General features: G+C 71.1%; 20 protein-coding genes and 1 pseudogene. 9 read left to right on the top strand and 12 right to left on the bottom strand.

Going from position 1 to position 22,373, the window contains the following annotated elements:
• Window positions 1–68: 68 nt before the first annotated feature.
• On the bottom strand, window positions 69–1,526 hold the full coding sequence (locus tag FGD71_RS32900) for an amidase (protein WP_119104218.1): 1,458 nt from the start codon (window positions 1,524–1,526) through the stop codon (window positions 69–71).
• 188 nt (window positions 1,527–1,714) lie between these two features.
• Between FGD71_RS32900 and FGD71_RS32895 the strand changes: the two genes are divergently transcribed.
• Window positions 1,715–2,749, top strand: a complete 1,035-nt coding sequence (locus FGD71_RS32895) for a LacI family DNA-binding transcriptional regulator (RefSeq protein WP_119104217.1) — start codon at window positions 1,715–1,717, stop codon at window positions 2,747–2,749.
• A gap of 104 nt (window positions 2,750–2,853) precedes the next feature.
• Window positions 2,854–4,290: a benzaldehyde dehydrogenase gene (locus tag FGD71_RS32890; protein ID WP_119104216.1), complete on the top strand. Its 1,437-nt coding sequence runs from the start codon at window positions 2,854–2,856 to the stop codon at window positions 4,288–4,290.
• Between the two features lie 52 nt (window positions 4,291–4,342).
• Here FGD71_RS32890 and trxA read toward each other — a convergent pair whose 3' ends face one another.
• Window positions 4,343–4,729, bottom strand: a complete 387-nt coding sequence (gene trxA, locus FGD71_RS32885; RefSeq protein ID WP_119104215.1) for a thioredoxin — start codon at window positions 4,727–4,729, stop codon at window positions 4,343–4,345.
• Between the two features lie 119 nt (window positions 4,730–4,848).
• Here trxA and FGD71_RS32880 point away from each other — a divergent pair, with 119 nt between their 5' ends.
• Both FGD71_RS32880 and FGD71_RS32875 read left to right on the top strand, forming a co-directional pair.
• Complete coding sequence (locus FGD71_RS32880) at window positions 4,849–6,279, top strand: dihydrolipoyl dehydrogenase family protein (RefSeq protein ID WP_119104312.1); 1,431 nt, start codon at window positions 4,849–4,851, stop codon at window positions 6,277–6,279.
• A gap of 58 nt (window positions 6,280–6,337) precedes the next feature.
• On the top strand, window positions 6,338–6,865 hold the full coding sequence (locus tag FGD71_RS32875) for a hypothetical protein (RefSeq protein ID WP_119104214.1): 528 nt from the start codon (window positions 6,338–6,340) through the stop codon (window positions 6,863–6,865).
• A gap of 68 nt (window positions 6,866–6,933) precedes the next feature.
• On the opposite strand, the gene FGD71_RS32870 is transcribed toward FGD71_RS32875, so the two are convergent.
• Entirely contained in the window at window positions 6,934–7,587 is a 654-nt protein-coding gene (locus FGD71_RS32870; RefSeq protein ID WP_119104213.1) for a peptide deformylase, read from the bottom strand.
• Between the two features lie 187 nt (window positions 7,588–7,774).
• On the opposite strand from FGD71_RS32870, the gene FGD71_RS32865 reads away from it, so the two are divergent.
• Window positions 7,775–9,172, top strand: coding sequence for a PepSY-associated TM helix domain-containing protein (locus FGD71_RS32865; protein WP_119104212.1), 1,398 nt, complete (start codon window positions 7,775–7,777; stop codon window positions 9,170–9,172).
• Between the two features lie 107 nt (window positions 9,173–9,279).
• Here FGD71_RS32865 and FGD71_RS32860 read toward each other — a convergent pair whose 3' ends face one another.
• The 3 genes from FGD71_RS32860 to FGD71_RS32850 form a co-directional block, all read right to left on the bottom strand.
• Window positions 9,280–9,627: a tetratricopeptide repeat protein gene (locus FGD71_RS32860; protein ID WP_119104211.1), complete on the bottom strand. Its 348-nt coding sequence runs from the start codon at window positions 9,625–9,627 to the stop codon at window positions 9,280–9,282.
• 112 nt (window positions 9,628–9,739) lie between these two features.
• A complete protein-coding gene (locus tag FGD71_RS32855) occupies window positions 9,740–10,186 on the bottom strand; it encodes a MarR family transcriptional regulator (RefSeq protein ID WP_119104210.1) in 447 nt (148 codons plus the stop codon).
• On the bottom strand, window positions 10,183–10,665 hold the full coding sequence (locus tag FGD71_RS32850; RefSeq protein ID WP_119104209.1) for a MarR family winged helix-turn-helix transcriptional regulator: 483 nt from the start codon (window positions 10,663–10,665) through the stop codon (window positions 10,183–10,185). Before FGD71_RS32850 ends, FGD71_RS32855 begins: the two co-directional genes overlap by 4 nt.
• Before the next feature lie 132 nt (window positions 10,666–10,797).
• Between FGD71_RS32850 and FGD71_RS32845 the strand changes: the two genes are divergently transcribed.
• A complete protein-coding gene (locus FGD71_RS32845; protein ID WP_119104208.1) occupies window positions 10,798–11,763 on the top strand; it encodes a pirin family protein in 966 nt (321 codons plus the stop codon).
• Window positions 11,764–11,840: 77 nt separating this feature from the next.
• Here the strand turns inward: FGD71_RS32845 and FGD71_RS49285 are convergent.
• The 3 genes and pseudogenes from FGD71_RS49285 to FGD71_RS32835 all read right to left on the bottom strand — a co-directional run.
• Window positions 11,841–12,097, bottom strand: a pseudogene (locus tag FGD71_RS49285) (class III lanthionine synthetase LanKC N-terminal domain-containing protein); the annotation flags it as partial.
• Between the two features lie 301 nt (window positions 12,098–12,398).
• Entirely contained in the window at window positions 12,399–12,671 is a 273-nt protein-coding gene (locus tag FGD71_RS32840; protein ID WP_119104207.1) for a hypothetical protein, read from the bottom strand.
• Between the two features lie 32 nt (window positions 12,672–12,703).
• Complete coding sequence (locus FGD71_RS32835) at window positions 12,704–14,875, bottom strand: MMPL family transporter (RefSeq protein ID WP_119104206.1); 2,172 nt, start codon at window positions 14,873–14,875, stop codon at window positions 12,704–12,706.
• A 296-nt stretch (window positions 14,876–15,171) separates the two neighbouring features.
• Here FGD71_RS32835 and FGD71_RS32830 point away from each other — a divergent pair, with 296 nt between their 5' ends.
• Together FGD71_RS32830 and FGD71_RS32825 are read left to right on the top strand one after the other, a co-directional pair.
• The gene (locus tag FGD71_RS32830) at window positions 15,172–16,398 is read left to right on the top strand and encodes a sensor histidine kinase (protein WP_205571169.1); all 1,227 of its coding nucleotides are present in this window, start codon (window positions 15,172–15,174) and stop codon (window positions 16,396–16,398) included.
• On the top strand, window positions 16,395–17,072 hold the full coding sequence (locus FGD71_RS32825) for a response regulator transcription factor (RefSeq protein WP_119104204.1): 678 nt from the start codon (window positions 16,395–16,397) through the stop codon (window positions 17,070–17,072). The genes FGD71_RS32830 and FGD71_RS32825 overlap by 4 nt, the downstream gene beginning before the upstream one ends.
• 48 nt (window positions 17,073–17,120) lie before the next feature.
• Here the strand turns inward: FGD71_RS32825 and FGD71_RS32820 are convergent, their stop codons facing one another.
• Window positions 17,121–18,125 (bottom strand): LacI family DNA-binding transcriptional regulator, encoded by a 1,005-nt coding sequence (locus tag FGD71_RS32820; RefSeq protein ID WP_119104203.1) that lies wholly within the window; start codon window positions 18,123–18,125, stop codon window positions 17,121–17,123.
• 232 nt (window positions 18,126–18,357) lie between these two features.
• Here FGD71_RS32820 and FGD71_RS32815 point away from each other — a divergent pair, with 232 nt between their 5' ends.
• Window positions 18,358–18,702: an ArsR/SmtB family transcription factor gene (locus tag FGD71_RS32815; RefSeq protein WP_119104202.1), complete on the top strand. Its 345-nt coding sequence runs from the start codon at window positions 18,358–18,360 to the stop codon at window positions 18,700–18,702.
• 59 nt (window positions 18,703–18,761) lie between these two features.
• Here FGD71_RS32815 and FGD71_RS32810 read toward each other — a convergent pair whose 3' ends face one another.
• Window positions 18,762–19,892 carry a PP2C family protein-serine/threonine phosphatase gene (locus FGD71_RS32810; RefSeq protein ID WP_119104201.1) on the bottom strand — a complete coding sequence of 377 codons (1,131 nt, stop codon included), beginning with the start codon at window positions 19,890–19,892 and terminating at the stop codon, window positions 18,762–18,764.
• A gap of 347 nt (window positions 19,893–20,239) precedes the next feature.
• Entirely contained in the window at window positions 20,240–22,318 is a 2,079-nt protein-coding gene (locus tag FGD71_RS32805) for a SpoIIE family protein phosphatase (RefSeq protein WP_162931294.1), read from the bottom strand.
• Window positions 22,319–22,373: the final 55 nt, after the last annotated feature.

Here is a 22,373-nt window from a genome sequence, read left to right as displayed (position 1 = left end):
GGCTTGCCGTCTTCCGTCCGCCGAGCGGGGCGGCCGATGACACCCAGGGTAGATCCGAACGACACCCCCTATGCCTCAGCGGGCGGCCTGAACTCCTCTGCGGCGCCGTCGAATTGAGCGGTCGGCCACTGTTCGTGCCACCGCAGGTCCGCCTCCAGCTGAGCGGCCAGCGAGACCAGAAGTGGTTCGCTGTTCGCCGGGCCGAGGAGCTGCGCGCCCACGGGCAGCCCATCGCCCACAAGACCCGCGGGGACGTTCACTCCGGGCCACCCCAGCACGTTCCACGGCCACGCGTACGGGCAGGCCGCGATCATGGCGCGGTCGGTGCCCAGTCCGTTCAGCTGCGCGAGGGCGCCGATGCGCGGCGGGGGAGTGGCCGTGGTCGGCGCGAGGACCACGTCGTACGTGTCGAAGAGCGCGCCGACGCGCCGGTGCAGCGTCGCCTCGGCGCGCCGGGCCACCCGCAACGGGGCGCCACCGAGAAGTCGGCCCAGGCGGGCCGCGCCGCGCGTGCGCCGGTCGAGCAGTTGGGGGTGGGGCGCCTCGCGGACCCGCTCGGCGATCCCGGCCGTGGCGCGCGGGACGAACGTCAGCCCGATCGGCCCGTATGGCGGGTCGGCCTCCTCGACCTCGTGCCCGAGCGAGGCCAGCCGCTCCGCGAGCGCGACGACCCGAGCCCGTACATCGGGCCGCAGCCGTGCGGGCAGCGCGGTGAACGGGGGCTTCAGTGAGAGGGCGATCCGCAGCCGGCCCGGCTCCCGGCCCACCGCGTCCGCCACGCGCAGCGCGGGCGGGCGGTGCACATCGCCCTCGTGCTGGCCGCTCGCCGCGTCCAGGAGCAGCGCGGCGTCCTCGACGGTGCGCGCGAGTGTTCCGTTGACCGTGATGCCCTGGAACGACTCCGGGCGCGGCCAGGTCGAGATCCGGCCGCGCTGCGGCTTGATCCCGATCAGATGGGTCCAGGAGGCCGGGATCCGCACCGAGCCCGCGCCGTCCGAGCCCAGCGCGGCAGGGACCAGGCCCGCCGCGACCGCGGCCGCCGAACCGCCGGACGAGCCACCCGGCGTGTACTCGGTGTGCCACGGGTTGCGGGTCTCACCGAAGGCGGGTCCCTCGGTGAACGGCCACTGCCCGAACTCGCATGTGTTCGTCTTGCCGATGATCACGGCCCCGGCCGCCCGCAGTCGGCGTACCGCCTCGCCGTCGCCGGCCACCGGCGGAAACTCCCCGCAGCACCCGAACGCGGTCGGTTCGCCCGCCACGTCCATGTCGTCCTTCACGGCCACCGGCACCCCGAGCAACGGCCGCTCGCGGTCGGCGCGTCGCGCGGCCGCGGCCAGCTCCCGGTCGGCGGCGTCGGCCTCGGCGAGTGCCGCCTCGGCGCGCACCAGACGAAAGGCGTTGAGCGTGCCCTGTGTCGCCTCGATCCTGGCCAGCGTCTCCTCGACGAGCGTCCGCGACGACACCTCGCCCTCGGCGAGGGCGCGAGCGCACTCGGCCAGTCCTGCGGCACGGTCGGGAGCCATACGGGACACCTCCGGAAGCACATAGACTACCGAACGGTAACCTCCTGGGAACAGATGCGGTACGAGATCCGGGACTTCCCCGCGCACACCTGGATTCGGCCGCGGTACACCCCTGGATTCGGCCGCGCCGAGCGGAGGCCGACCCGGCCCTGTCCTCACACCGGGCCTCTGCAAAGATGCGATACGTCATGGTGCAGATACCGGAACATCCCGCCCCGACCTCGACCCCGCAGTACTCCGTGCCGACGAGCGCGGATGTGGCCCGTCTCGCGGGGGTCTCACGCGCGACCGTCTCCTACGTCCTGAACAACGCCAGCGCCGTACGGATCAGCGAGCCCACGCGCCGCCGTGTCCGCCAGGCAGCCAAGGAACTCGGATACGTCCCGCACGCGGCCGCCCGCAGCCTGCGCGCCGGGCACAGCCGGATGGTGCTGATGCCCGCGCCGGCCGTGCCGGTCGGCCCGCTCTACAGCCAGTTCTTCAACGAACTCCAGTGGGCGCTCAGCCGTTTCGACTACACCGTCGTGCAGTACGGCAGTGTCGGCCTCCAGGGCGACGAGGCGGCCCGCGCCTGGGCTGAGCTGCGGCCGGTCGCCGTGCTGGTGCCCGGCAGCGGGCTCGGCCCGCAGGGCGTGGCCGTCCTCAAACGCTCAGGCGCCCGCGCCGTCCTCACCTTAGGACCCGAGCGCGTCGAGGGCGCGCACGCACTGCTCATGGACCACAGTGTGGTCGGCCGCAGCGCCGGCGCGCACCTGCTGGCCAGGGGCCGTCGCCGGATCGGTGTGGTGATGCCCGAGGACCCCGGCCTGAACATCTTCGCCAAGCCCCGGCTCGAAGGCGTACGCCAGGCGCTGCAGGGTACGGACGCGACGCTGACCGAGGTACCGCTGGCCTACGAGGAGCAGTCCGCGGCCCAACTCGCCGCGCGCTGGCGGTCGCTGGGCCTTGATGCCGTGTTCGCGTACAACGACGAGTACGCGATGCTGCTGATGAGGGCTCTTCAGGACGAGGGCATCCCCATCCCGGACGAGACGGCCGTCATCGGCGCCGATGACCTGATGCTCGGGCGACTGCTGCGCCCGCGTCTGAGCACCGTCCACATCGAGCTGCCGTCCGGACAGGAGCTCGCCGAACTGGTCGACCGCGCGGTGCGCGACTTCGGTGCCCCGCCCGAGACGCACGAGGTACTGGGGGCGACGGTCCTGCACCGCGCATCGAGCTGAGTACGCGTTCTCGCCCGTGCCGTCGTACGACATGACTAAGATGTTGCATGCTCAACTACATGGGGGTTCCGCATCCCCCGTGAGTCATCGATCGGAGATCAGGCATGCCGCTGCTCGACCCGAAGACCTGGCAGTCCCGCACCCTGTCGGGGGCTGAGTACGCCGTCACGGAGCCGGCCACGGGCGACACGCTCGGCGCCGTCACGCTCGCCACCGGCGAGGATGTCCGGGCGGCCACGCGGGCGGCTCACGCCGCCCAGCACGACTGGGCCCGCACCCCTCACTTCGTGCGCGCCGCCGTGCTGCGCAAGGCCGGTGACCTGTTCACCGCGCACGCCGACGAACTGCGCGACTGGATCGTGCGCGAGTCCGGCTCCATACCGGGCAAGGCCGACTTCGAACTGCACGTCGCCGCCCAGGAGTGCTACGAGGCCGCCGCACTCGCCTCCCGTCCGGCCGGCCAGGTGCTGCCCTCCGAGGCACCGCGCCTTTCCTACACACGACGCGTTCCGGTGGGCGTCGTCGGCGTGATCTCCCCGTTCAACGCCCCGCTGATCCTCTCCATACGCTCCGTCGCCCCGGCGCTCGCGCTCGGCAACGGCGTCGTCCTCAAGCCCGACCCGCGCACCGCCGTCTGCGGCGGACTCTCACTCGCGGCGATCTTCGCCGAGGCGGGCCTGCCCGGGGAACTGCTGCACGTGCTGCCCGGCGGACCCGACGCGGGCGAGGCACTCGTCGCCGACCCCCAGGTGCCGGTGATCTCCTTCACCGGCTCCACCGCCGCCGGACGCGCCGTCGGCGAGGCCGCCGGGCGCCACCTCAAGCGCGCACACCTGGAGCTGGGCGGCAACTCCGCCCTCGTCGTCCTGGAGGACGCCGACATCGACGCCGTGATCTCCACGGCGGCCTGGGGCTCCTTCTTCCACCAGGGCCAGATCTGCATGACGACCGGCCGCCACCTGGTGCACGCCTCGCTGTACGACCAGTACGTGGAGCGGCTCGCCGCCAAGGCCGACTCGCTCGCCGTCGGCGACCCGCACCGCGAGCAGGTCCACCTCGGGCCGATCATCGACCGCGCCCAACTGGGGAAGATCCACGGCCTGGTCGAGTCCAGCACCGCCCTCGGCGCGAAGCTGGCGGCCGGCGGCACGCACGAGGAGCTGTTCTACCGGCCGACCGTCCTCGCCGACGTCGACGACCGGATCCCGGCGTACTCAGAGGAGGTCTTCGGCCCCGTCGCGCCCGTCCGCTCCTTCAGCACGCTCGACGAGGCCGCGGCCCTCGCCGCGACGGGGCCGTACGGGCTGTCCCTCGGCATCGTGACCGCCGACAGCGCGCGCGGCCTGGAGCTGGCCGAGCGCATACCCACCGGGATCGTCCACATCAACGACCAGACCGTCAACGACGAGGCCGTCGCACCCTTCGGCGGACTTGCCGCCTCCGGCACCGGCGCCCGGTTCGGCGGCGAGGCCAACCTCGAGGCGTTCACCGACGTGCGGTGGACGACGGTGCGCGGTGACGTGGCGGGGTACCCGTTCTAGGCGGGCACCCGTTCCACTCACCACCCCTGTCCGGCCACCGGCCCCGCTGGTCCTACTCCGCCTGCTCGGCCTGCTGGCCCTGCTCCTGCGCGATGGACTTGCGGACCTCGTCCATGTCCAGCTTCCGGGCCTGCCCGATGACGTCCGTCAGGGCGGACTCGGGCAGCGCCCCGGGCTGGGCGAAGACGGCCACCTGGTCACGGACGATCATCAGCGTCGGGATCGACTGGATGTTGAAGGCCGCTGCCAGTTCCGGCTGCGCCTCCGTGTCCACCTTGCCGAAGACCAGGTCGGGATTGGACTCCGCCGCCTTCTCATAGACGGGCGCGAACTGCCGGCACGGACCGCACCAGGACGCCCAGAAATCGATCAGGACGAACTCGTTGTCCGTGACCATCTGATCGAAGTTGTCCTTGGTGAGCTCCACGGTGCTGCTCATGGCGTTGATTCCCACTTCCTGGTGTCGGGGCTCCGCTGGCGACAACGGAGCCGTCCGGCGGCGTATTCCGCGCACGTACCCGTGTGGAAACGACGCACACCAACAACCAGACTGAGCCCATGACGGAATCGGAATCCATCGCGTACGACGTAGTGGTACTAGGAGCCGGACCCGTGGGGGAGAACGTCGCCGACCGCGCTCGCGCGGCCGGCCTCGCCACGGCGGTCGTGGAGAGTGAGCTGGTCGGCGGCGAATGCTCGTACTGGGCGTGCATGCCCAGCAAGGCGCTGCTGCGCCCGGTCCTCGCCCGTGCGGACGCCCGCCGTCTGCCCGGCCTGAGCCAGTCCGTGCAGGGGCCCCTCGACGCCACGGCGGTCCTCGCCCGCCGTGACTCCTTCACCTCCCACTGGAAGGACGACGGCCAGGTCCAGTGGCTCGAGAGCACAGGAGCCGTCCTCTACCGCGGCCACGGACGCCTCGCGGGACCGCGCCAGGTCACCGTCGACGGGCCCGAGGGCGAGCGGCACGTGCTCACCGCCCGGCACGCCGTGGCCGTCTGCACGGGAAGCCGCGCCGCCGTGCCGGACCTGCCGGGCATAGACCGGGTCAAGCCGTGGACCAGCCGCGATGCCACCGGCGCCCAGGCGGTACCGGGCCGTCTCGTGGTCGTCGGGGGCGGTGTCGTCGGTGTCGAGATGGCCACCGCCTGGCAGGCCCTCGGCTCCGAGGTCACCGTCCTCGTCCGCGGCAAAGGCCTGCTGCCCCGTATGGAGCCCTTCGTCGGAGAGCTGGTGGCCGAAGCGCTGGCGGAGGCCGGCGCGAACGTGCGGACCGGCACATCGGTGGAGTCGGTCACGCGGGAGGGCCCGACGGTCGTGGTCACGACGGACCGGGGCGACCGGATCGAGGCCGACGAGATCCTCTTCGCCACCGGCCGCGCTCCGCGCACCGACGACATCGGGCTCGACACGGTCGGCCTGGAGCCCGGCTCCTGGCTCACGGTCGACGACAGCTGCCGGGTGACGGGCAGCGAGTGGCTGTACGCGGTGGGCGATGTCAACCACCGTGCGCTGCTGACCCACCAGGGCAAGTACCAGGCTCGTATCGCGGGCGCCGCGATCGCGGCCCGCGCCGCCGGTGTACCCCTCCTGGAGTCCGACCGGTGGGGCGCCCACGCCGCCACCGCCGACCACGCCGCCGTCCCCCAGGTCGTCTTCGCCGACCCGGAGGCGGCCGCGGTCGGCCTCTCCCTCGCCGAGGCGGAACAGGCCGGCCACCGCGTCCGCGCCGTCGACTTCGACCTCTCCTCGGTCGCCGGCGCCAGTCTCTACGCCGACGGCTACCGCGGCCGTGCCCGCATGATCGTCGACCTCGACGAGGAAATCCTCCGCGGCGTCACCTTCGTCGGCCCCGGAGTAGGCGAACTCCTCCACTCCGCGACGATCGCGGTCGCCGGAGAGGTCCCGCTGAACCGGCTCTGGCACGCGGTACCGGCATATCCGACCGTGAGCGAGGTGTGGCTGCGGCTGTTGGAGACGTACAGGGGGTAGGTACGTACAGGAGGTACGTACAGGGGACAGGGACGTACTGGGGATAGGGGGAACAGCATTGATCGACGCCGGTCAAGTCCTGCTCGCCGAATACGACCAGGTCAAGCAGGAACAGCGGGCCCGCATCGGCTTTCGCGACAACCTTCTGTACGCCACCCTCGGCGTCATGGCAGCTGTCATCGGCTCCACGCTGGCCCGCGGCGGTCACGTCGAAATGCTGTTGCTGCTGCCCCCGCTCTCGGTGCTCCTCGGCTGGACCTACCTCGTCAACGACGAGAAGATCTCGGCGATCGGCCGCTACGTACGGGACGAACTGGCCCCGAGGCTCAAGGAACTCGCGCCGGGCAACCCCGAAGTCTTCGGCTGGGAGTCGGCACACCGCAGCGACGACCGCCGCCACTCCCGAAAGCGGATCCAACTCGCCGTGGACCTGCTGGCGTTCTGCGTGGCCCCGTTCGCCGCCCTCGTCGTGTACTGGCTGTTCGGGCCGCTGTACTGGCTCCTGCTGCTGGTCTCGGCGGCCGAGCTGGCCGCGGTCAGCGCACTCGCGCACCAAGTCGTCCGCTATGCCGACCTGGGCCGGTGAGGCCCCTTGCGGACGGTGCCTTGAGGAGTTGAGGGCTTGAGGGCACCGGGCATGTGGGCCCGGTGCCCTCACCTCTCCTCGTCCCAGGCGAAGCCGAGTTCCGCGGCCGCCCGCCGGGGAGTCGGCTGTGTCCACCGTTGCACCATCGCCTCGTTCGAGGACAGGGAGCGCAGCTCCGCACGGTCCAGGTAGAGCGTGCCGTTCAGGTGGTCCGTCTCGTGCTGGACGATGCGGGCGGGCCAGCCGGTGAACAACTCGTCGACCGGTCGGCCGAGTTCATCCAGGCACCGGAGGCGTACGCGGTGGGGTCGGGCCACCACCGCCTGCCAGCCCGGGACGCTCAGGCAGCCCTCGAAGAACGCGGCGCGGCCGGCACCCTCGGGCTCGTACTCCGGGTTGACCAGAACGCGGAACGGCTGCGGTACCCGGCCGCGCGCCTCGCGCACCTCGTCCGGCACCGGCGCCGGATCCTCGATGACCGCGAGGCGCAGGGGTACGCCCACCTGCGGCGCGGCGAGGCCGACGCCCGGCGCCGCGTACATCGTGTCGCGCAGGGCGCTGATGAAGCGCCTCAGCAGCGCCGGGTCCAGCTGCCCGTCGAAGGGTTCGGCGACGCGACGCAGCACCGGATCGCCGGCACTGACGATGGGCAACGGGCCGGTACCCGCGAGGAGTTCCTCGACCTGGTCCCTGAGGGATGTGCGATCAACGGGAGATGCCATCGCGCCAGCATGCCAACACGGATCGCCCCACGCGAGCCCGTACCGCACGCGGAGCGTCGGGACGACCGGAGCCCCAGTGTGACGCACGCCACGAAAATGCCCGGGAACTCGCCGCCTCCGTGACCCGACTTCTGGATCGCCACGGCCGAGCACGGCCCGTCCCCTGTCCGACCGGAGAAGCCAGCTGATGACCACCGCTCCCTCGACCGAGACGGATGATTCCCCCGAGGCCCCGCAATCCGTCAGGGCCGCGCCACCGCGCGGCCCTTGGGCGGCGCTGCGCCCCTTGGTGCTGCGGCTGCATTTCTACGCCGGGATCCTCGTCGCCCCCTTCCTGCTCGTCGCGGCCACCACCGGGCTGCTGTACGCGGCGTCGTTCCAGGCCGAGAAGATCATGTACGGGCATGAGATGACCGTCCCGGTCGGCGACCGCGAGCTGCCCATCTCCGAGCAGGTCGCCGCCGCCCGCAAGGCCCACCCGAAGGGCACGGTCTCCGCCGTACGCCCCTCGCCGGAGGCGGACGCGACCACCAGGGTGCTGCTGTCCGGCGTGCCGGGCGTCGAGGAGGACCGCACTCTCGCGGTCTTCGTCGACCCGTACACCGGGAAGGTGCGCGGCGCACTGGAACAGTACGGATCCACCGGCGCGCTCCCGCTGCGCACCTGGATCGACCAGTTCCACGCGAACCTGCACCTCGGAGAGACCGGCCGCCTCTACAGCGAACTGGCGGCCAGCTGGCTGTGGGTGATCGCGGGCGGCGGCCTGGTCCTGTGGTTCAGCCGCCGCCGTACGCAGCGGAAGCTCCGCGGCACCAGCGGCCGCCGCCGCACGCTGGGTCTGCATGGCACGGTCGGCGTCTGGGCGGCGGCCGGGTTCTTCTTCCTGTCGGCGACGGGCCTGACCTGGTCGGCGTACGCCGGGTCCCACATCGACACGTTGCGTACCTCGCTCCACCAGGCCACCCCTTCGGTGTCGGCGGCGGGCGGCGAGCACGCCGGCCACGGGTCGGCCTCGGCCGGGGGAGGCGTCGAGCACGGTGTCGGCCTCGACAAGGTCCTTGCGGCCGCGCACGCCGAGGGCCTGAGCGACCCGGTGGAGATCGTGCCGCCGGCCGACGCGTCGTCCGCGTACGTCGTCAAGCAGATCCAGCGCAGCTGGCCCACCAAGCAGGACGCGGTCGCGGTGGAGCCGACGACCGGCGAGGTGATCGACGTGGTGCGCTTCGCCGACTATCCCGTGCTGGCGAAGCTGACCCGCTGGGGCATCGACGCACACACCGGAGTCCTCTTCGGCGTCGTCAACCAGCTTGCCCTGATAGCCCTCGCCCTCAGCCTGATCCTGCTGATCCTGTGGGGCTACCGCATGTGGTGGCAGCGCGGCCGCGACTCCGCCTTCGGCCGCCCCATCCCGCGCGGTGCCTGGCAGCAGGTCCCCGCCCACGTCCTCGTCCCGTTGATGGCCGCCATCGCCGTCCTCGGCTACTTCGTGCCACTTCTGGGCATCCCCCTGGCGCTCTTCGTCGCCGTGGACGTGACCCTCGGCGAGATCGCGTACCGCCGCGGCAAGCGCACGTACGCCCAGTAGTCGCCGGCGCTGTCGTGGGCGGTACGGGTGCGGGCGGGGCGATTGCACTCACCCCGCCCGTACGCGCCGCACACCTGTAGCGCCCAGGGACTCGCGGTGGCAGGTGCTCACAGTGACTCGAAGTCCCCGGCGAGAGCCGAGGCGAGCTTCATGTGCGGCTCGGCCTCCTCGTGCCGCCCCTGCCGCTGGAGCGTGCGCCCGAGCATCAGGCGGGCGTAGTGCTCCGCGGGGTCGCGCTCGACGAGCACCCGCAACTGGGCCTCGGCTCGGCGCAGTTGGGCCGAGTGGTAGTACGCGCGGGCCAGCAGCAGCCGTGGTCCGACCTGCTCCGGCACCTCCTCGACCAGGCCGTCCAGGGTCCGTGCCGCCGCGGCGTAGTCCTTGGCGTCGAAGAACATCCGCGCACGCTCCCAGCGCTCCGCGGCCGTTCCGTGGTCGTAGTACGTCGTGTCCACCGTCGACCTCCTTCGACGGCCACAACGGCCCAGTTTTGTTGAATATTCCACGACTGTGTCGACCGTGGCGACTGTGCCGACCGTGTGGGATGTCCGCGACCTCGCCTGCAGGCTATGTGCGAGCCAGTTCGGCGTTCGCCCGCTCGGTGACAAGTGCCAGTACGCGGCCCGCCGTCGCCAGGTCCTCGGGCGGGATGCCGGCGTAGATGCGGGCGGAGGCCTCGGCGGTCTTGGAGGCGACGCACTCGTAGAGTCGTCGGCCGGCGTCCGTGACGCGCAGCCGGGAGTTCTCCGTGCGAGCCCCTTCGAGCAGGTGAGTGGTCGTCAGCTCGTCGACGGCGGCCTGTATGGCCGGTGCTTCGATCTTCAGCGCCCCGGTCACGCCGTCCACCAGCCGGTCGCGCTCTACGAAGTCGCCGGCGACCGCGGCGGCCCTGAGCGTCACGAACTGGGTGAACGTGTGGCCGCTGCCGGCCAGTACGCGCTCGAGGACGGCGCGGCCCGCGTAGTGGGCCAGGCCTATGACCCGGCCGTCGACGGTGGGTGTGCTGGTGGTCATGACTGCTCCGTCTCGTTCTCGGTGAGTGGATCAAGAGGTGCGTCGAGCAGGGTCGCCAGCTCGCGGCCGAACGTCTGGACGCGCTGGCTGTCGAGACCCCCGAGGGGGGTGAGCAACTGCTCCAGGAGCCCGTGTACGACCTTGATCGCGCGGCGAGTGACCTCCTGGCCCTGCTCGGTCAGCGACAGCCGCACCGCGCGGGGGTCGGCGGGATCCCGGGCGCGCTCGACGAGACCGGCGGCCTCCAGGGCCCGGGCGAGCTTCGACACGTACAGCGGTTCGAGTCCGGTGTGGTCGGCGAGTTGCCGCTGGCTGGGGCGGAGTCCGGCGCGGTGCATGCCGTGCAGCGACGCCACCAGCGAGTACTGCGCGTGGGTGAGGCCCAGGGGCGCCACCGCCCGGTCCACGGCAACCCGCCACTTCATCGACAGGCGCCAGACGAGGAATCCGGGCGTCGCGCCCTCGGGTGGAGTGCTCATGAGAGATACGGTACATGGCTACTATATCCATGGCTAGTATCGGGCGCGTGCGCCGGTTCTGCGCCATGTGGCGCTCGGCGGTCCGGGGGACGGGCCTGACGGAGAGGCCTTCACGGGGCTAGGTTGAGCGTCATGAGCAATCTTGAGCGTGAGGCGGTTCCCGCTCTGTGCGGCGGCCGGGGTTTCGTGGTGGCCGAACCGGTGCGCGAGCTCCTCAGCCCCCGCAAGGTCAAGCTCGGCGAGTCCACCGAAGTCCGCCGCCTGCTGCCCAACTTGGGCCGACGCATGGTCGGTGCCTGGTGCTTCGTCGATCACTACGGCCCCGACGACATCGCCGACGAGCCCGGCATGCAGGTCCCGCCGCATCCGCACATGGGCCTGCAGACCGTCAGCTGGCTGCACGAGGGTGAGGTGCTGCACCGCGACTCGACCGGCAGCCTCCAGACGATCCGTTCGCGTGAGCTGGGCCTGATGACGTCCGGCCGGGCCATCGCCCATTCGGAGGAGAGCCCGAAGTCGCACGCCCGCTTCCTGCACGGGGCACAGCTGTGGGTCGCCCTGCCCGACGGCCACCGCCACACCGACCCGCGCTTCGAGTACCACGCCGAACTGCCCGTCGTCACGGCTCCCGGTCTCCGAGCCACGCTCATCCTCGGCTCCGTCGACGGCGCCACCTCACCCGGTACGACGTACACCCCGATCGTCGGCGCCGACCTGGCCCTCGCCCAAGGCGCCGACGTACGCCTTCCGCTGGAGCCGGACTTCGAGTACGCCGTCCTGTCCATGTCCGGCGAAGCCCGTGTCGACGGGGTGCCGGTCCTCCCGGGCTCCATGCTCTACCTCGGCTGCGGACGCTCCGACCTGCCCCTGCGCGCCGAGTCGGACGCGGGCCTCATGCTCCTCGGCGGCGAACCCTTCGAGGAGGAACTGATCATGTGGTGGAACTTCATCGGGCGGTCGCAGGAGGACATTGAACAGGCCCGTTCGGACTGGATGGACGGGGCGCGGTTCGGTGAGGTGAAGGGGTACGACGGGGCGCCGCTGCCTGCTCCCCAACTGCCGCCGGGGGCGCTCAAACCTCGGGGGAGGGTGCGCTGAACTGCGGGGATGTGCCGTGGGCGCGTCGCCGTTCGGTGTCTCCTCCGCTCCTCGCGGCAGGGCCGGCCGAGGAGCGAAATGTACGGTCCCGGCTCGCCGTCCAGCAGCTCGCCCAACTCCTTGAGGGCGTGGTGGAGTTGTTCCTCATCGCTCGGATAGAGGGTGGCGAACTTCCCGCTGGCGCCTCGCCCGGCATACTTCGAGGCCCGCGCCAGCCGTCCGGCGTGGGCCGGTGGGCGGGTTCGTAGAACTGCGGTGTGCCGTCGACGGCACCGAAGAGGCGATCCGGGGTCTCGTAGAAGGAGTCATCGGCGAGACAGAAGACCTCGTATCTCTACTCCATGTGTCACCTCCCGCTGGGTCGTCACCAGACTCCGACAGGCATACGGCGGCGTACAGTCACGCCTGTCACCGGTCGCCCATGACAAACGCAGCACCCGGGAGGCAGATCTGCCACCGCGCGAAAGGTGTTGAGGACCACGACGGCCCGTTGCTTGGTTGCGAGTGCCGTGCACCCCAACTCGTTGTGGTGATCGTGCAGCTGACAGAGCCCGCTCGGGGCGAGGGGGTTCGCGGTCGTGGCCGCGCATTTCCAACTCGCAGAGGAGCCGCCTTCTTCGCGCTGTAGATTTCCGTCACGGCGCCGGAGGATCTGCCCATGGGTCGGTGAACTCACCGCGCTGGATGGCGGCACGTGATTCGTCGTCGTTCCGGTACCGCAGCGGGATCACCGTCAACGGCAACATCTCACCGGTCAGCCGTGACCGTGCTGCCACGGGCCGAAGCCCCCTTCGGGGGCCGGGGCCGCGGTCCATCCATGTGGCGAGCGTGGGCCAGAGATCGCCGAACGGATGCTGAATCAGTACCAGCACATCTTCGGCCCGGACGTCCGGTTCCTCACCGTCCATTGGCCCAGGGTAAGCCGCCTTGTTCTCATGCCTCAGCGGCTCCCGGCCGCGGGAGCGAGTACCGGCTCGGGGTGCGGCTGCCGGTCGGCGTCCTCGACGCCGATGCGGGGCAGCCGACGGTCGAGCCAGCGGGGCAGCCACCAGGTCGCGCGTCCCAGCAGCGCCATGGTCGCGGGTACGAGCACCATGCGGACGATGGTCGCGTCGAGCACGATCGCGGTCGCCAGGCCCAGGCCCATCATCTTGACGAGCGGCGACGGGTTGGCGACGAAGCTGAGGAACACCACCGTCATGATCAGTGCGGCAGAGGTGATCACACGGCCCGTGGCAGCCATGCCGCGTGCCACCGACTCACTTGGGTCGCCCGTGGCGTCGTACTCCTCGCGCACGCGCGAGAGCAGGAACACCTCGTAGTCCATGGACAGGGCGAACAGGACAGCGAAGAAGATCGTCGGCATGGGCGAGGCGATCTGGAAGGTGCCCTCCAGGTTGAACAGGGCCCCGAGCCAGCCCCACTGGAAGACGGCGACCACCACGCCGTAGGCCCCGCCGATGGACAGGAGGTTGACCACAACGGCCTTCAGTGGAAGTGCGACGGAGCGGAACATCACCATCAGCAGCAGGAACGACGCTGCCAGGATCGCGGTGATGAAGGCCGGCAGGGTGTGGGCGAGTTGCTCGGTGAGGTCGTCGGTCATGGCGGTCAGGCCGGATACGGAGACGTTGTCGGGGACGAGGTCACGGACCCGCTGAAGGGTCCGGGAGGTCTCGGCGTCCGCGGGGGCGGTGGTGGGGAGCACGGGCAGCACGACGGTGTCGCCGGCCGCCGAGGTCTGTGGCTCGCCGACCGTGGCGATGCCGGGGACGGCGGCGATGCGCCGGGACAGTGCGGGGACGTCCTCGGCGTCGGCGCCGGGGCGGGTCAGGTCGGCGACGATCAGCAGGGGGGCGTTGAAGCCCGGGCCGAAACCCTCGGCGAGCAGGTCGTAGGCGCGGCGGTGGGTGGTGCTCGTGGAGTCGTCGCCGGCGTCGGGGAAGCCGGTCTCCATGCGCAGCGCCGGGGCGGCCAGCGCGAGCAGGACGGCGGATGCGGCGAGCAGATGGCGCCACGGCCGGCCGGACACACGGTGGGCGAAACGCCACCATGCCGTGTCCTCGGGCTTCTTGAGAGTGCGCTTGCGGCCCCGGCGGCGTGCTCTGCGTCCTTGGTGGACTCGGTCGCCGAGGAGCGACAGCAGGGCGGGCAGCAGCGTCAGGGCGCTCGCCACGGCGAAGAGAACGACCAGGGCGGTACTCAGGCCGATCGACGTCAGGAAGCCCAGGCCGGTCAGTGTGAGAGCGGCCATCGCCACGACGACGGCGCCACCGGCGAACAGGACGGCCGCGCCCGAGGAACCCATGGCGTTCGACAGTGCGGTGGCGTTGTCCTGGCCGGAGGCGTGGTTCTCGCGGTGACGGGCCACGATGAACAGGGCGTAGTCGATGCCGATGCCCAGGCCGATCATCGCGCCGATCGTGGGGGCGGCGGTGGAGACGTCCATCGCGTTGGCCAGCAGCACGACGCTGCCCAGGCCGGCGGCGACGGCCACCAGGGCGAGCGCGATCGGTACGAGTGCGGCGACGATCGTGCCGAAGGCCACCACCAGGATGACGAGTGCGGTCAGCAGGCCCGCCGCCTCCGCACCCGATGTCTTGGTCTCGGCGTTGATGAAGACGGCGTCGCCACCCAGTTCGGCGACGACACCGTCCCCGCGTGCGGGGCCGATCGCGTCGGTGAGGGCCGAGATCTCCTCGGGGTCCACGTCCATCGCGGGTACGTCGAACGTGATCCGGGCGAAGCCGATGCGTCCGTCGGGTGAGAGCGTGCCGGCGGTGAAGGGATCGGCCGCGGTGGCGACGTGCTCCACGTCGGCGATCCGGGCGACCGCGGCGTCGACGGCAGAACGGTGGCGCTCCAGTCGCTCCCCTTCCGGCGCGGCGAAGACCGCCATGGCTTCGCCGCCGGACGCTTCCGGGAAGCGCTCTTCGAGCAGCTCCATCGCCTTCTCGCTCTGGCTGCCGGGAGCGACCAGGTCGTCGACGAACGAGCCGCCCACCGTTCCGGCCAGGGGCAGTACCAGGAGGAGGGCAACCACCCACGTGGCGATGGTGACCCAAGGCCGGCGGGCGCTCGCGCTGCCGATGCGACGGGTGATTCGGTTCATGGCTGTGTGGGCTCCCCCGTGAGATGGCCGACGTCCGCCGCCGGTCCGTGGCGCGCCGGAAGCGGGAATCGTGAGCGGTTCCATCGTGGGTTCGGGCGCCGGTGCTGTCCCCCGCCACCGGACGGGTTCGGTGCTCCCGCGCGGGACGGGGACAACGCGGCGGCACCACCCCCTGACGGGGGAGCCCGGGATCCGCCCACAGGTGGGTGACTGCGCCCGCGACCTGGGCCTACGATGGCTTGCCCGGTGCACCCTGATGACCAACGCCAGGGCGCCGGAATCCTTTTGACGGAGCGATGATGAAGCGCACGGCGCTGCCCTCCCAGACGCCGGTCTCCGGCGTGCCGGGCAGGTTCCGCGGGCCCTTCGCCCGCTGGCCGCGGGGCGCGGACGCCGTCCTCGCCGCCGCCATGTTCCTGGCCACGGTGTTCCTGGAGGAGGCACCCGGAGACGCGCTCCGCGTCCGCCCGATCACCGAGGTGCCCGTCCCGGTCCTGCTGCTGTACGCCGTGGCCGCCGGGGCGCTCTACCGGCGTCGCCGTGAACCTCTCGCGGTCCTGGCCGTGGCACTCGCCGCCTGGGGCCCGACGCTGGGGAGCATCTACTCCACCGGGGGCGGGTTCGTGATCGTCGCGCTGTACAGTGCCGGGCGATACGCCGCGGACACCCGGCGGAGCCGCCTCGCCGCCGCCGCGGGCTTCGCCGCGGCCATCACCGCGCTCGTGACCGACGGCCTGCTGCACTCCTCCCCCTGGGGGGATGTCGGCTTCGGCGCCGTAGTCATGTTCGTGGCCTGGTACATCGGTCGGCGGCTGCGGTTGCGTGCGGAGCGCCGCGCCCGACGCGGCGAGGAGCAGGCCGCCGAGGCGCGCCGGATCGTCGCCGAGGAGCGCACTCACATCGCCCGCGAACTGCACGACGTGGTCGCCCACCGGGTGAGCATGATGACCGTGCAGGCGGGCGCGGCCCGGATGGTGGCCGCCCAGGATCCCCAGGAGGCCCTCGACGCGATGGCGGCGGTGGAGGAAGCCGGGCGCCAGGCGCTGGACGAATTGCGTCACCTGCTGGGAGTGCTGCGGCCGGACGCCGACCGCGACCGGCTGGGCCCCCAGCCCCGGCTGGCCGACCTCCACCAACTCGTCGAGCAGGTCCGCGAGGCGGGGCTGGACGTCTCGGTCACCGGCGATGTCCAGGCTGCTCTCCCGGCACGCGTGGAGCTGTCGGCGTACCGCATCGTCCAAGAGGCGTTGACCAACGTGCTGAAGCACAGTGGACCGCGGACCCGAGCCGAGGTGCGCCTGAGCTTCGAGAGCGGCGGCCTCACCATCGAGGTGCTCGACGACGGTCGTGGAGCCGCCGTTCAGTCCGTGTCGGCCGGCGCCCACGGCGGTGTGCCCGGCCATGGGATCGTCGGCATGCGGGAGAGAGCACTCCTCCTCGGCGGCAGCCTCGATGCGGGGCCGCGTCCCGGCGGTGGATTCCGGCTGGCCGCACATCTGCCTACCGGAGGAGAGCCCGCGTGAGCATTCGTGTCGTCGTGGTGGATGACCAGGCGCTGGTCCGCCGGGGCTTCGTCATGATTCTGCGGGTCCATGACGACATCGAGGTCATGGCCGAGGCCGGGACCGGACTCGAGGCCGTCGACGCGGCACGCAGGCATCGTCCGGACGTGATCCTCATGGACATCCGCATGCCCGGCATGGACGGCATCGAGGCCACGTCCCGGATCCTGCGGGAGTCGGACTGGGACGTGCGGGTGCTGATCCTGACCACGTTCGATCCGGACGAGTACGTCTACAAGGCGCTGCGTGCCGGTGCCAGCGCCTTCGTGCTCAAGGACATTCCTCCCGAGCAACTCGCCATCGCCGTGCGCACCGTGGCCGAGGGCGGGGCACTCCTGGCACCGTCGATCACCCGGCGCCTCATCGACCAGTTCGCGGAGCGACGTGTCGTCAACGCGACCGTGGCGGGCCGCCTGCAGCGGCTCACCGACCGCGAACGCGAGATCGTGGGCGCCGTCGCGCGGGGCGCGAGCAACTCGGAGATCGCCGCCCAGCTCTTCATCGGACCCGCCACCGTCAAATCACATGTGTCGAGCATCCTCACCAAACTCGGTCTGCGGGACCGCATCCAGATCGTGATCTTCGCCTACGAGAGCGGACTCGTTGAAGCGGGCGACCACGACGTCGGTCACTGAGACGACCGTTGTGCGGCCGTCCCGCAAGGCTGAGCGGTGGCGTCCGGGTCAGTGCGCAGCGAGCGCCGCTGTCGAGCCGCGGACGACGAGGTGCGTCGGCAGCACCCGCTGCAGGGGCTCCTCTCCTTCGACCTCGGGAGTCCTGAGCGTGCGGAACAGCAGGTCCACGGCGGCCCGCGCGGCGTGCGCCTTGGGCACCGACACCGTGGTCAGCGGCGGGGCGGCCATCCCGGACAGGGCGATGTCGTCGCAGCCCACCACGCTCATGTCGTCCGGGACCCGGACCCCGCGCGCGGTGAAGCGGCTGATCAGTCCGAAGGCGACGATGTCGTTGAAGGCGACCACCGCGGTCGCCCCGCTGGCCAGTACCACGTCCGCCGCTCCCGTGATGCCGCCGTCGAAGTGGGGTGCCACGCTGCCCACCCGCACGAGATCGATCGTGCCGGTCTGTGCCATCGCCTCGACGCCGGCCGCCCGTTCCCGCGCCTCCCAGGTGCTGCGGGGGCCTCCCACATAGGCGATCCGGCGATGGCCGAGTGCGTGCAGATGGGTCAGGGCGTCCGTCATCCCCTCGGCCAGGTCGGCCGTGACGCTCGGGAAACCGGGCTCCCTGCGGTGCAGCAGCACCACCGGCTTGGCGGTGAGCCCGCGCAGCGAGCCCAGTTCCTCGGCGCTCAGCTGGGACGCGGTCAGCACGATGCCGTCCACCTCGGGGGCGAGCGTGCGGATCGCGTCCATTTCGAGGCCCTCGTCGCGCTCGGCGTCGCTGACGATCAGGGAGTGGCCCAGACCCCGGGCACGGGCCTGCGCCCCCTTGCAGGCTTCCGCGAAGAACGGGTTCAGCAGATCCGGCACGATCAGGCCCACGGCCCCGGTACGCCCGGTGATCAGGCCCCGGGCGGCGCGGTTCGGCTGGTAGCCGAGACGGTCGGCGGCCGCCAGCACGCGGTCCCGGGTGGCCGCGCTCACCGTCCCGCCCGGCGTCAGCGCCCGGGACACGGTGGAGGGGGAGACGCCGACCGCCTTCGCGACCTCTCGAATGGTGACCTGCACGCCCCGAGGTTTGCATCCCGTTTCATTCCCGTCAATGAGAGGGATCTGGCTCGTGCTCTGCCTGGGGTGTTATGGCAGCAAACCTTTCCGTCGACGTTGCACACAGCCGGTGCGGCAAGTGTTCAATGGAAACCGAAAACCCGGACTGTAAGATATTCGTCGAACAGTCAGCAAGTGGCCGGAACACTCCACGCGGTGTCCCGTCGGGGATGCGCGTGGCGACGGGAGGGGCATGTCGAACCAGGTCGCGGGCGGCAGTCACCGTGCGGCGCCGGTGCATACGGATCCCGAGGAGGTTTCCGTTCTGACCGCGCTGTCCGCGCTCGCTGATCCCGTGCGCATCCAGCTGATCCGCGAATTGGCGGGCTCCGCCGACTGGACGCGCAGCTGTGGCAGCTTCGACGTGCCGGTCGGCAAGGCCGCGCTCAGCCACCACTTCTCGGTGTTGCGCGGCGCGGGCCTGGTCGAACAGCGTGACCAGGGGCCCAAGCGGGTCAACCGCCTGCGCCGCGAGGAGTTCGACGCCCGCTTCCCCGGGCTGCTCGACCTGCTCCTCCGCGCCGACGGCGCCGATTGAGGCAGTACTGCGGCGCCATCGCGATCCGCCGGTGGCCAGCCAGCACAAATGCTCGTCGGCTACGCCGGATGTTCCGCGACCCGGTGCTCCGGGCATCGCACGGCGAGCGCGGCGATGTCGTCGTCGAGCCTTCCGCCGCTGAAAACGAGCAGGTCCCGGTGAAGCCGGTCGAGCAGCCCCGGGGGCGCGGCCGGACCTTGGCGGCGCATCCAGTCCGGCAGCGGGAAGAACTCGCCCGCGCGGTCCCGGGTCTCCGTTACGCCATCGGTGTAGAGCAGCAGCTGGTCTCCCGGGGCGAAGGCCACGGTGTCGATGTAGTAGCGGTCTCCGATGAGCGCCGCGAGGTTGAGCGGCGGAGAGGGAGCGGTGGGCTCCAGAACGCACATTTTCCCGTGGTGCACGAGCAGTGGCGGGGGGTGCCCGCAGTTGAGAAGTCTGAGGTGGCTGCCGTCGTGCGGGATCTCGGCGATCAGAGCGGTGGCGAAACGCTCCGGCAGGTCCGGGGAGGGGAACGCGGCACCATGGCGGGCCATGCTGGTCTCCAGGCGGTGGATGACGCCCCGCAGGTCGGGCTCGTCGTGCGCGGCCTCTCTGAAAGAGCTGATCACCGCTGACGCCGTTCCCACAGCGGAGAGGCCCTTGCCGCGCACGTCACCGAGGAGCAGCCGGACCCCGTACGGTGTGACGGCTGCCTCGTAGAAGTCACCGCCGATCCGAGCCTGCGCCTGGGCCGCCACGTACAGAGACTCGATCTCGATGCCCTCGAGGCGGCTGGGCAGGGGCCGCATCAGCACCTTCTGCGCCGTGTCGGCGACGAGCCGGATCTGGAAGAGCGCCTCCTCCCGTCGAAGCCGGACGTGGCTTGCGTATGCGGCCGCCAAGGTGACCGCGACGATCGCAGCCGCCGTGTAGGGCGTCCCCAGGTCGGTGTAGACGAAGCTCAGTCCGACCATGACCAGCAGGCAGAACGTCCCCAGCAAGATCGTGGGGAGCACGGGCCACATCGAGGCGGCCAGGGCCGGCGCGGCAGGCAGGAGGCGGCTTATGGCGATCTCCCTCGGTGTGGAGAACGCCAGCGCGGCGATGAGGATGGTGAGGATCACCGGTGACAGCCGGACAGCTTCCCACCGGCCGCCGTATGGACGACGACGGCGCCGCAGTCGCCTCAGGACAAGCACAAAATGCATCATATCTGTAAAAAACTGGCGCGCCTGAGCGCGGTAAGGAGGCCCGTCTTCCCAGGTGCGATGCAGAACCTGGTCGTGGCCGTCCTGGTCTCGGCCTCGGGCGGTACGAGCTCGGCGAGCGGGCGCAGGTGGTCGGCGACCTACGCATCCGGCCGAGGACGCGGGCCGGCGGAGCGCGGGTGCCGCCGCTGCCGCTGCCCGCGTCCAGCGGCCGCCCGGTCAGCCCTGGGTGGGGGGCCAGGTCGGTGTTCATGTCCTTCAACAGAAGGTTTCCTGCACCGAGCCGCTGACGGCGCCGACGCGTTGACCGTCGAAGTCCGGCAACGTGGTCTGCTTGCGGGTCTTGAGTGTCACGACGTCGGTGAAGCCCCAGTAGTACGGGGCGGGTCGTCCGGGAGACCCACGAGTCGGGCCAGGAGCAGTGCCACGTCGTCGCGTTCGGTACCGGGCTCGACGAGGCTGAGCACGCTGTCGCAGGCCGCCTCCAGCGAGGCGTGCGGCTGGGCCAGTTGTGAGCTGAGGCGCCGGAGTCCCTCGCCGATGTCCTCGCCTCGGGTCTCGATGAGACCGTCGGTGTAGAGAGCGAGCACCGAGTCGTCCGCCACGTCGAAGCCCACCTCCTCGAACGTCACACCGCCGACGCCGAGCGGGGCCCCGGCCGGCACGTCGAGGATCCGGACCCTGCGACCGCCCTCGGCGAGGGGTTCGGGATCGACGATCATCGGCGGTACATGTCCCGCTCGCGCGATGACACAGCGCCTGCGCGCGGGGTCGTACACGGCGTATATGCAGGTCGCCACGAGGGACTCGTCCGGACCGTGGGCCAGGTCGGCGGCGATGGCGTCGATGTGCTGCAGCAGCCCGGCCGGCGGGAGATCGAGGATGGAGAGGGTGCGTACGGCGGTACGCAGCAACCCCATCGTGGCGGCGGCGCGCAGCCCGTGACCTGTGACATCACCGATGACCAAAGCCACCTGCCCCCCGGCGAGCTGTGTGACGTCGAACCAGTCGCCGCCCGCCTCGTTGCGGGCGGTGCCCGGAACGTACCGGAACGCGATGCGCACCCCGGGCGGTTCGGGCACGTGCTGGGGCATGAGGGCACGCTGCAGCATGAGCGCGCCCTCACGCTCGCGTGCGTAGAGCCGGGCGTTGTCCAGTGAGGTACTGGCACGGCCGGCCAGCCGCATGGCGAAGGCCAGGTCGTCATGGTCGAACGGCGGGCTCTCGTCGGCGCGATAGACCACCAGCAGGCCGAGCACGATGCCCCCGACGCGCAGCGGCAGCATCATCATTGAGTGGACGCCCAGTTCCAGGGCGGCACGGGTCTTGGGATCGTCCGGGTAGGTGGCGGACCGCAACTGCTCGGGTGAGTCGATGAGTTGGGGGAGTCCGGTGCTGAGCGCCTCACTGACGGCCGAGTGCTCCGCGACGCCGACCGACTGGCCGAGCCGCAGCATCCGTTTCACCGGCGGCTTGTCCTGTCTCGCGGCGACGCCCAACTGGATCAGTGGGGTGCGGTGGGTGGGCGGATGCCGGGGGAGTTCACTTTCGGTGACCACGGATTCGAGGACGATGACTCCGGCGTAGTCGCTGAACCTGGGGACCAGGGTGGCGGCCAGCCGTTCGGCGATTCCGGGGATCTCGAGCAGGTCGGCGAGGCGTGAGCCGAGATCGTTGAGCAGGGAGAGCCGTTCGCGGGCGATCTCGTTCTGCCGGGCGATACGGCGTCGTTCCGTTATGTCCATGACCGTGCATCCGACGCCGATCACCCTGTGATCCGTGTCCTCCAGGCGGCTGCAGGACACGGAGCGGAACCCGTTCCCGTCCGGCCCCGGCAAGGTCATGTCCAGCACTGCTCTGCCGGTCCTGAGTACCTGCCGCTGCACCTCGGCGAGCCGGCGGCCGACCGGCTCGCCGATCAGCTCGTCCACGGTGCGGCCCAGGTGGTTCACCAGCGGACGACCGTCGAGCCGGGCCAGGGCCTCGTTGGCCCTGAGGCATCTCAGGTCGGTGTCGAAGATCGCGACACCCAGCGGGGACGAGTCGAAGTGCGATTCCAGGGCCGCCAGGCCGGCCGGCCCGGTGCTCGGCCCGCTCGTCTCGGTGAGCGCGGCGTGGACGAAACCCCTGCCGTCGCCGTCGACGAGGAGGGACGCCTGTACGTGGACGTGGACGCGGTGGCCGTCGCGGTGACGCAGGCACAGGGAGCCGCTCCAGCACTCGGAACTCAGCAACTCGGCGAGGATGTCAGCCGGCTTCTCCGGGGCTGTGCCGCCGGTGTCCATCAGGTGGTCGAAGCGGCGGCCCAGGACGTACTCGCCCGTCCAGCCCAGCATGTCCTCGACCGACCGGTTCCACAGTGTGATGTGGCCGGTGGCGTCCAGCACGATGACCACGCCACCCGGCCCGGGGACCGGAGGCTCCGGCACGCCGAGAGAGCGGCCCACGTCACGCGCTGGAACGCCGGAGGGAGAGGGTGGAAAG

This window comes from Streptomyces sporangiiformans, from assembly GCF_005768555.2.
GTDB classification, from domain to species: domain Bacteria; phylum Actinomycetota; class Actinomycetes; order Streptomycetales; family Streptomycetaceae; genus Streptomyces; species Streptomyces sporangiiformans.
Note: the sequence above shows the minus strand (reverse complement) of the source record. Positions and strands in the feature narration are given on the sequence as shown.

Bases quoted from the DNA above. Each gene is read 5' to 3' on its own strand.
- FGD71_RS32900 (WP_119104218.1), bottom strand. From the start codon at position 1,526: ATGGCTCCCGACCGTGCCGCAGGACTGGCCGAGTGCGCTCGCGCCCTC.
- FGD71_RS32895 (WP_119104217.1), top strand. From the start codon at position 1,715: ATGGTGCAGATACCGGAACATCCCGCCCCGACCTCGACCCCGCAGTAC.
- FGD71_RS32890 (WP_119104216.1), top strand. From the start codon at position 2,854: ATGCCGCTGCTCGACCCGAAGACCTGGCAGTCCCGCACCCTGTCGGGG.
- trxA (WP_119104215.1), bottom strand. From the start codon at position 4,729: ATGAGCAGCACCGTGGAGCTCACCAAGGACAACTTCGATCAGATGGTC.
- FGD71_RS32880 (WP_119104312.1), top strand. From the start codon at position 4,849: ATGACGGAATCGGAATCCATCGCGTACGACGTAGTGGTACTAGGAGCC.
- FGD71_RS32870 (WP_119104213.1), bottom strand. From the start codon at position 7,587: ATGGCATCTCCCGTTGATCGCACATCCCTCAGGGACCAGGTCGAGGAA.
- FGD71_RS32865 (WP_119104212.1), top strand. From the start codon at position 7,775: ATGACCACCGCTCCCTCGACCGAGACGGATGATTCCCCCGAGGCCCCG.
- FGD71_RS32855 (WP_119104210.1), bottom strand. From the start codon at position 10,186: ATGACCACCAGCACACCCACCGTCGACGGCCGGGTCATAGGCCTGGCC.
- FGD71_RS32850 (WP_119104209.1), bottom strand. From the start codon at position 10,665: ATGAGCACTCCACCCGAGGGCGCGACGCCCGGATTCCTCGTCTGGCGC.
- FGD71_RS32845 (WP_119104208.1), top strand. From the start codon at position 10,798: ATGAGCAATCTTGAGCGTGAGGCGGTTCCCGCTCTGTGCGGCGGCCGG.
- FGD71_RS32840 (WP_119104207.1), bottom strand. From the start codon at position 12,671: ATGGACGGTGAGGAACCGGACGTCCGGGCCGAAGATGTGCTGGTACTG.
- FGD71_RS32835 (WP_119104206.1), bottom strand. From the start codon at position 14,875: ATGAACCGAATCACCCGTCGCATCGGCAGCGCGAGCGCCCGCCGGCCT.
- FGD71_RS32830 (WP_205571169.1), top strand. From the start codon at position 15,172: ATGATGAAGCGCACGGCGCTGCCCTCCCAGACGCCGGTCTCCGGCGTG.
- FGD71_RS32815 (WP_119104202.1), top strand. From the start codon at position 18,358: ATGTCGAACCAGGTCGCGGGCGGCAGTCACCGTGCGGCGCCGGTGCAT.
- FGD71_RS32810 (WP_119104201.1), bottom strand. From the start codon at position 19,892: ATGATGCATTTTGTGCTTGTCCTGAGGCGACTGCGGCGCCGTCGTCGT.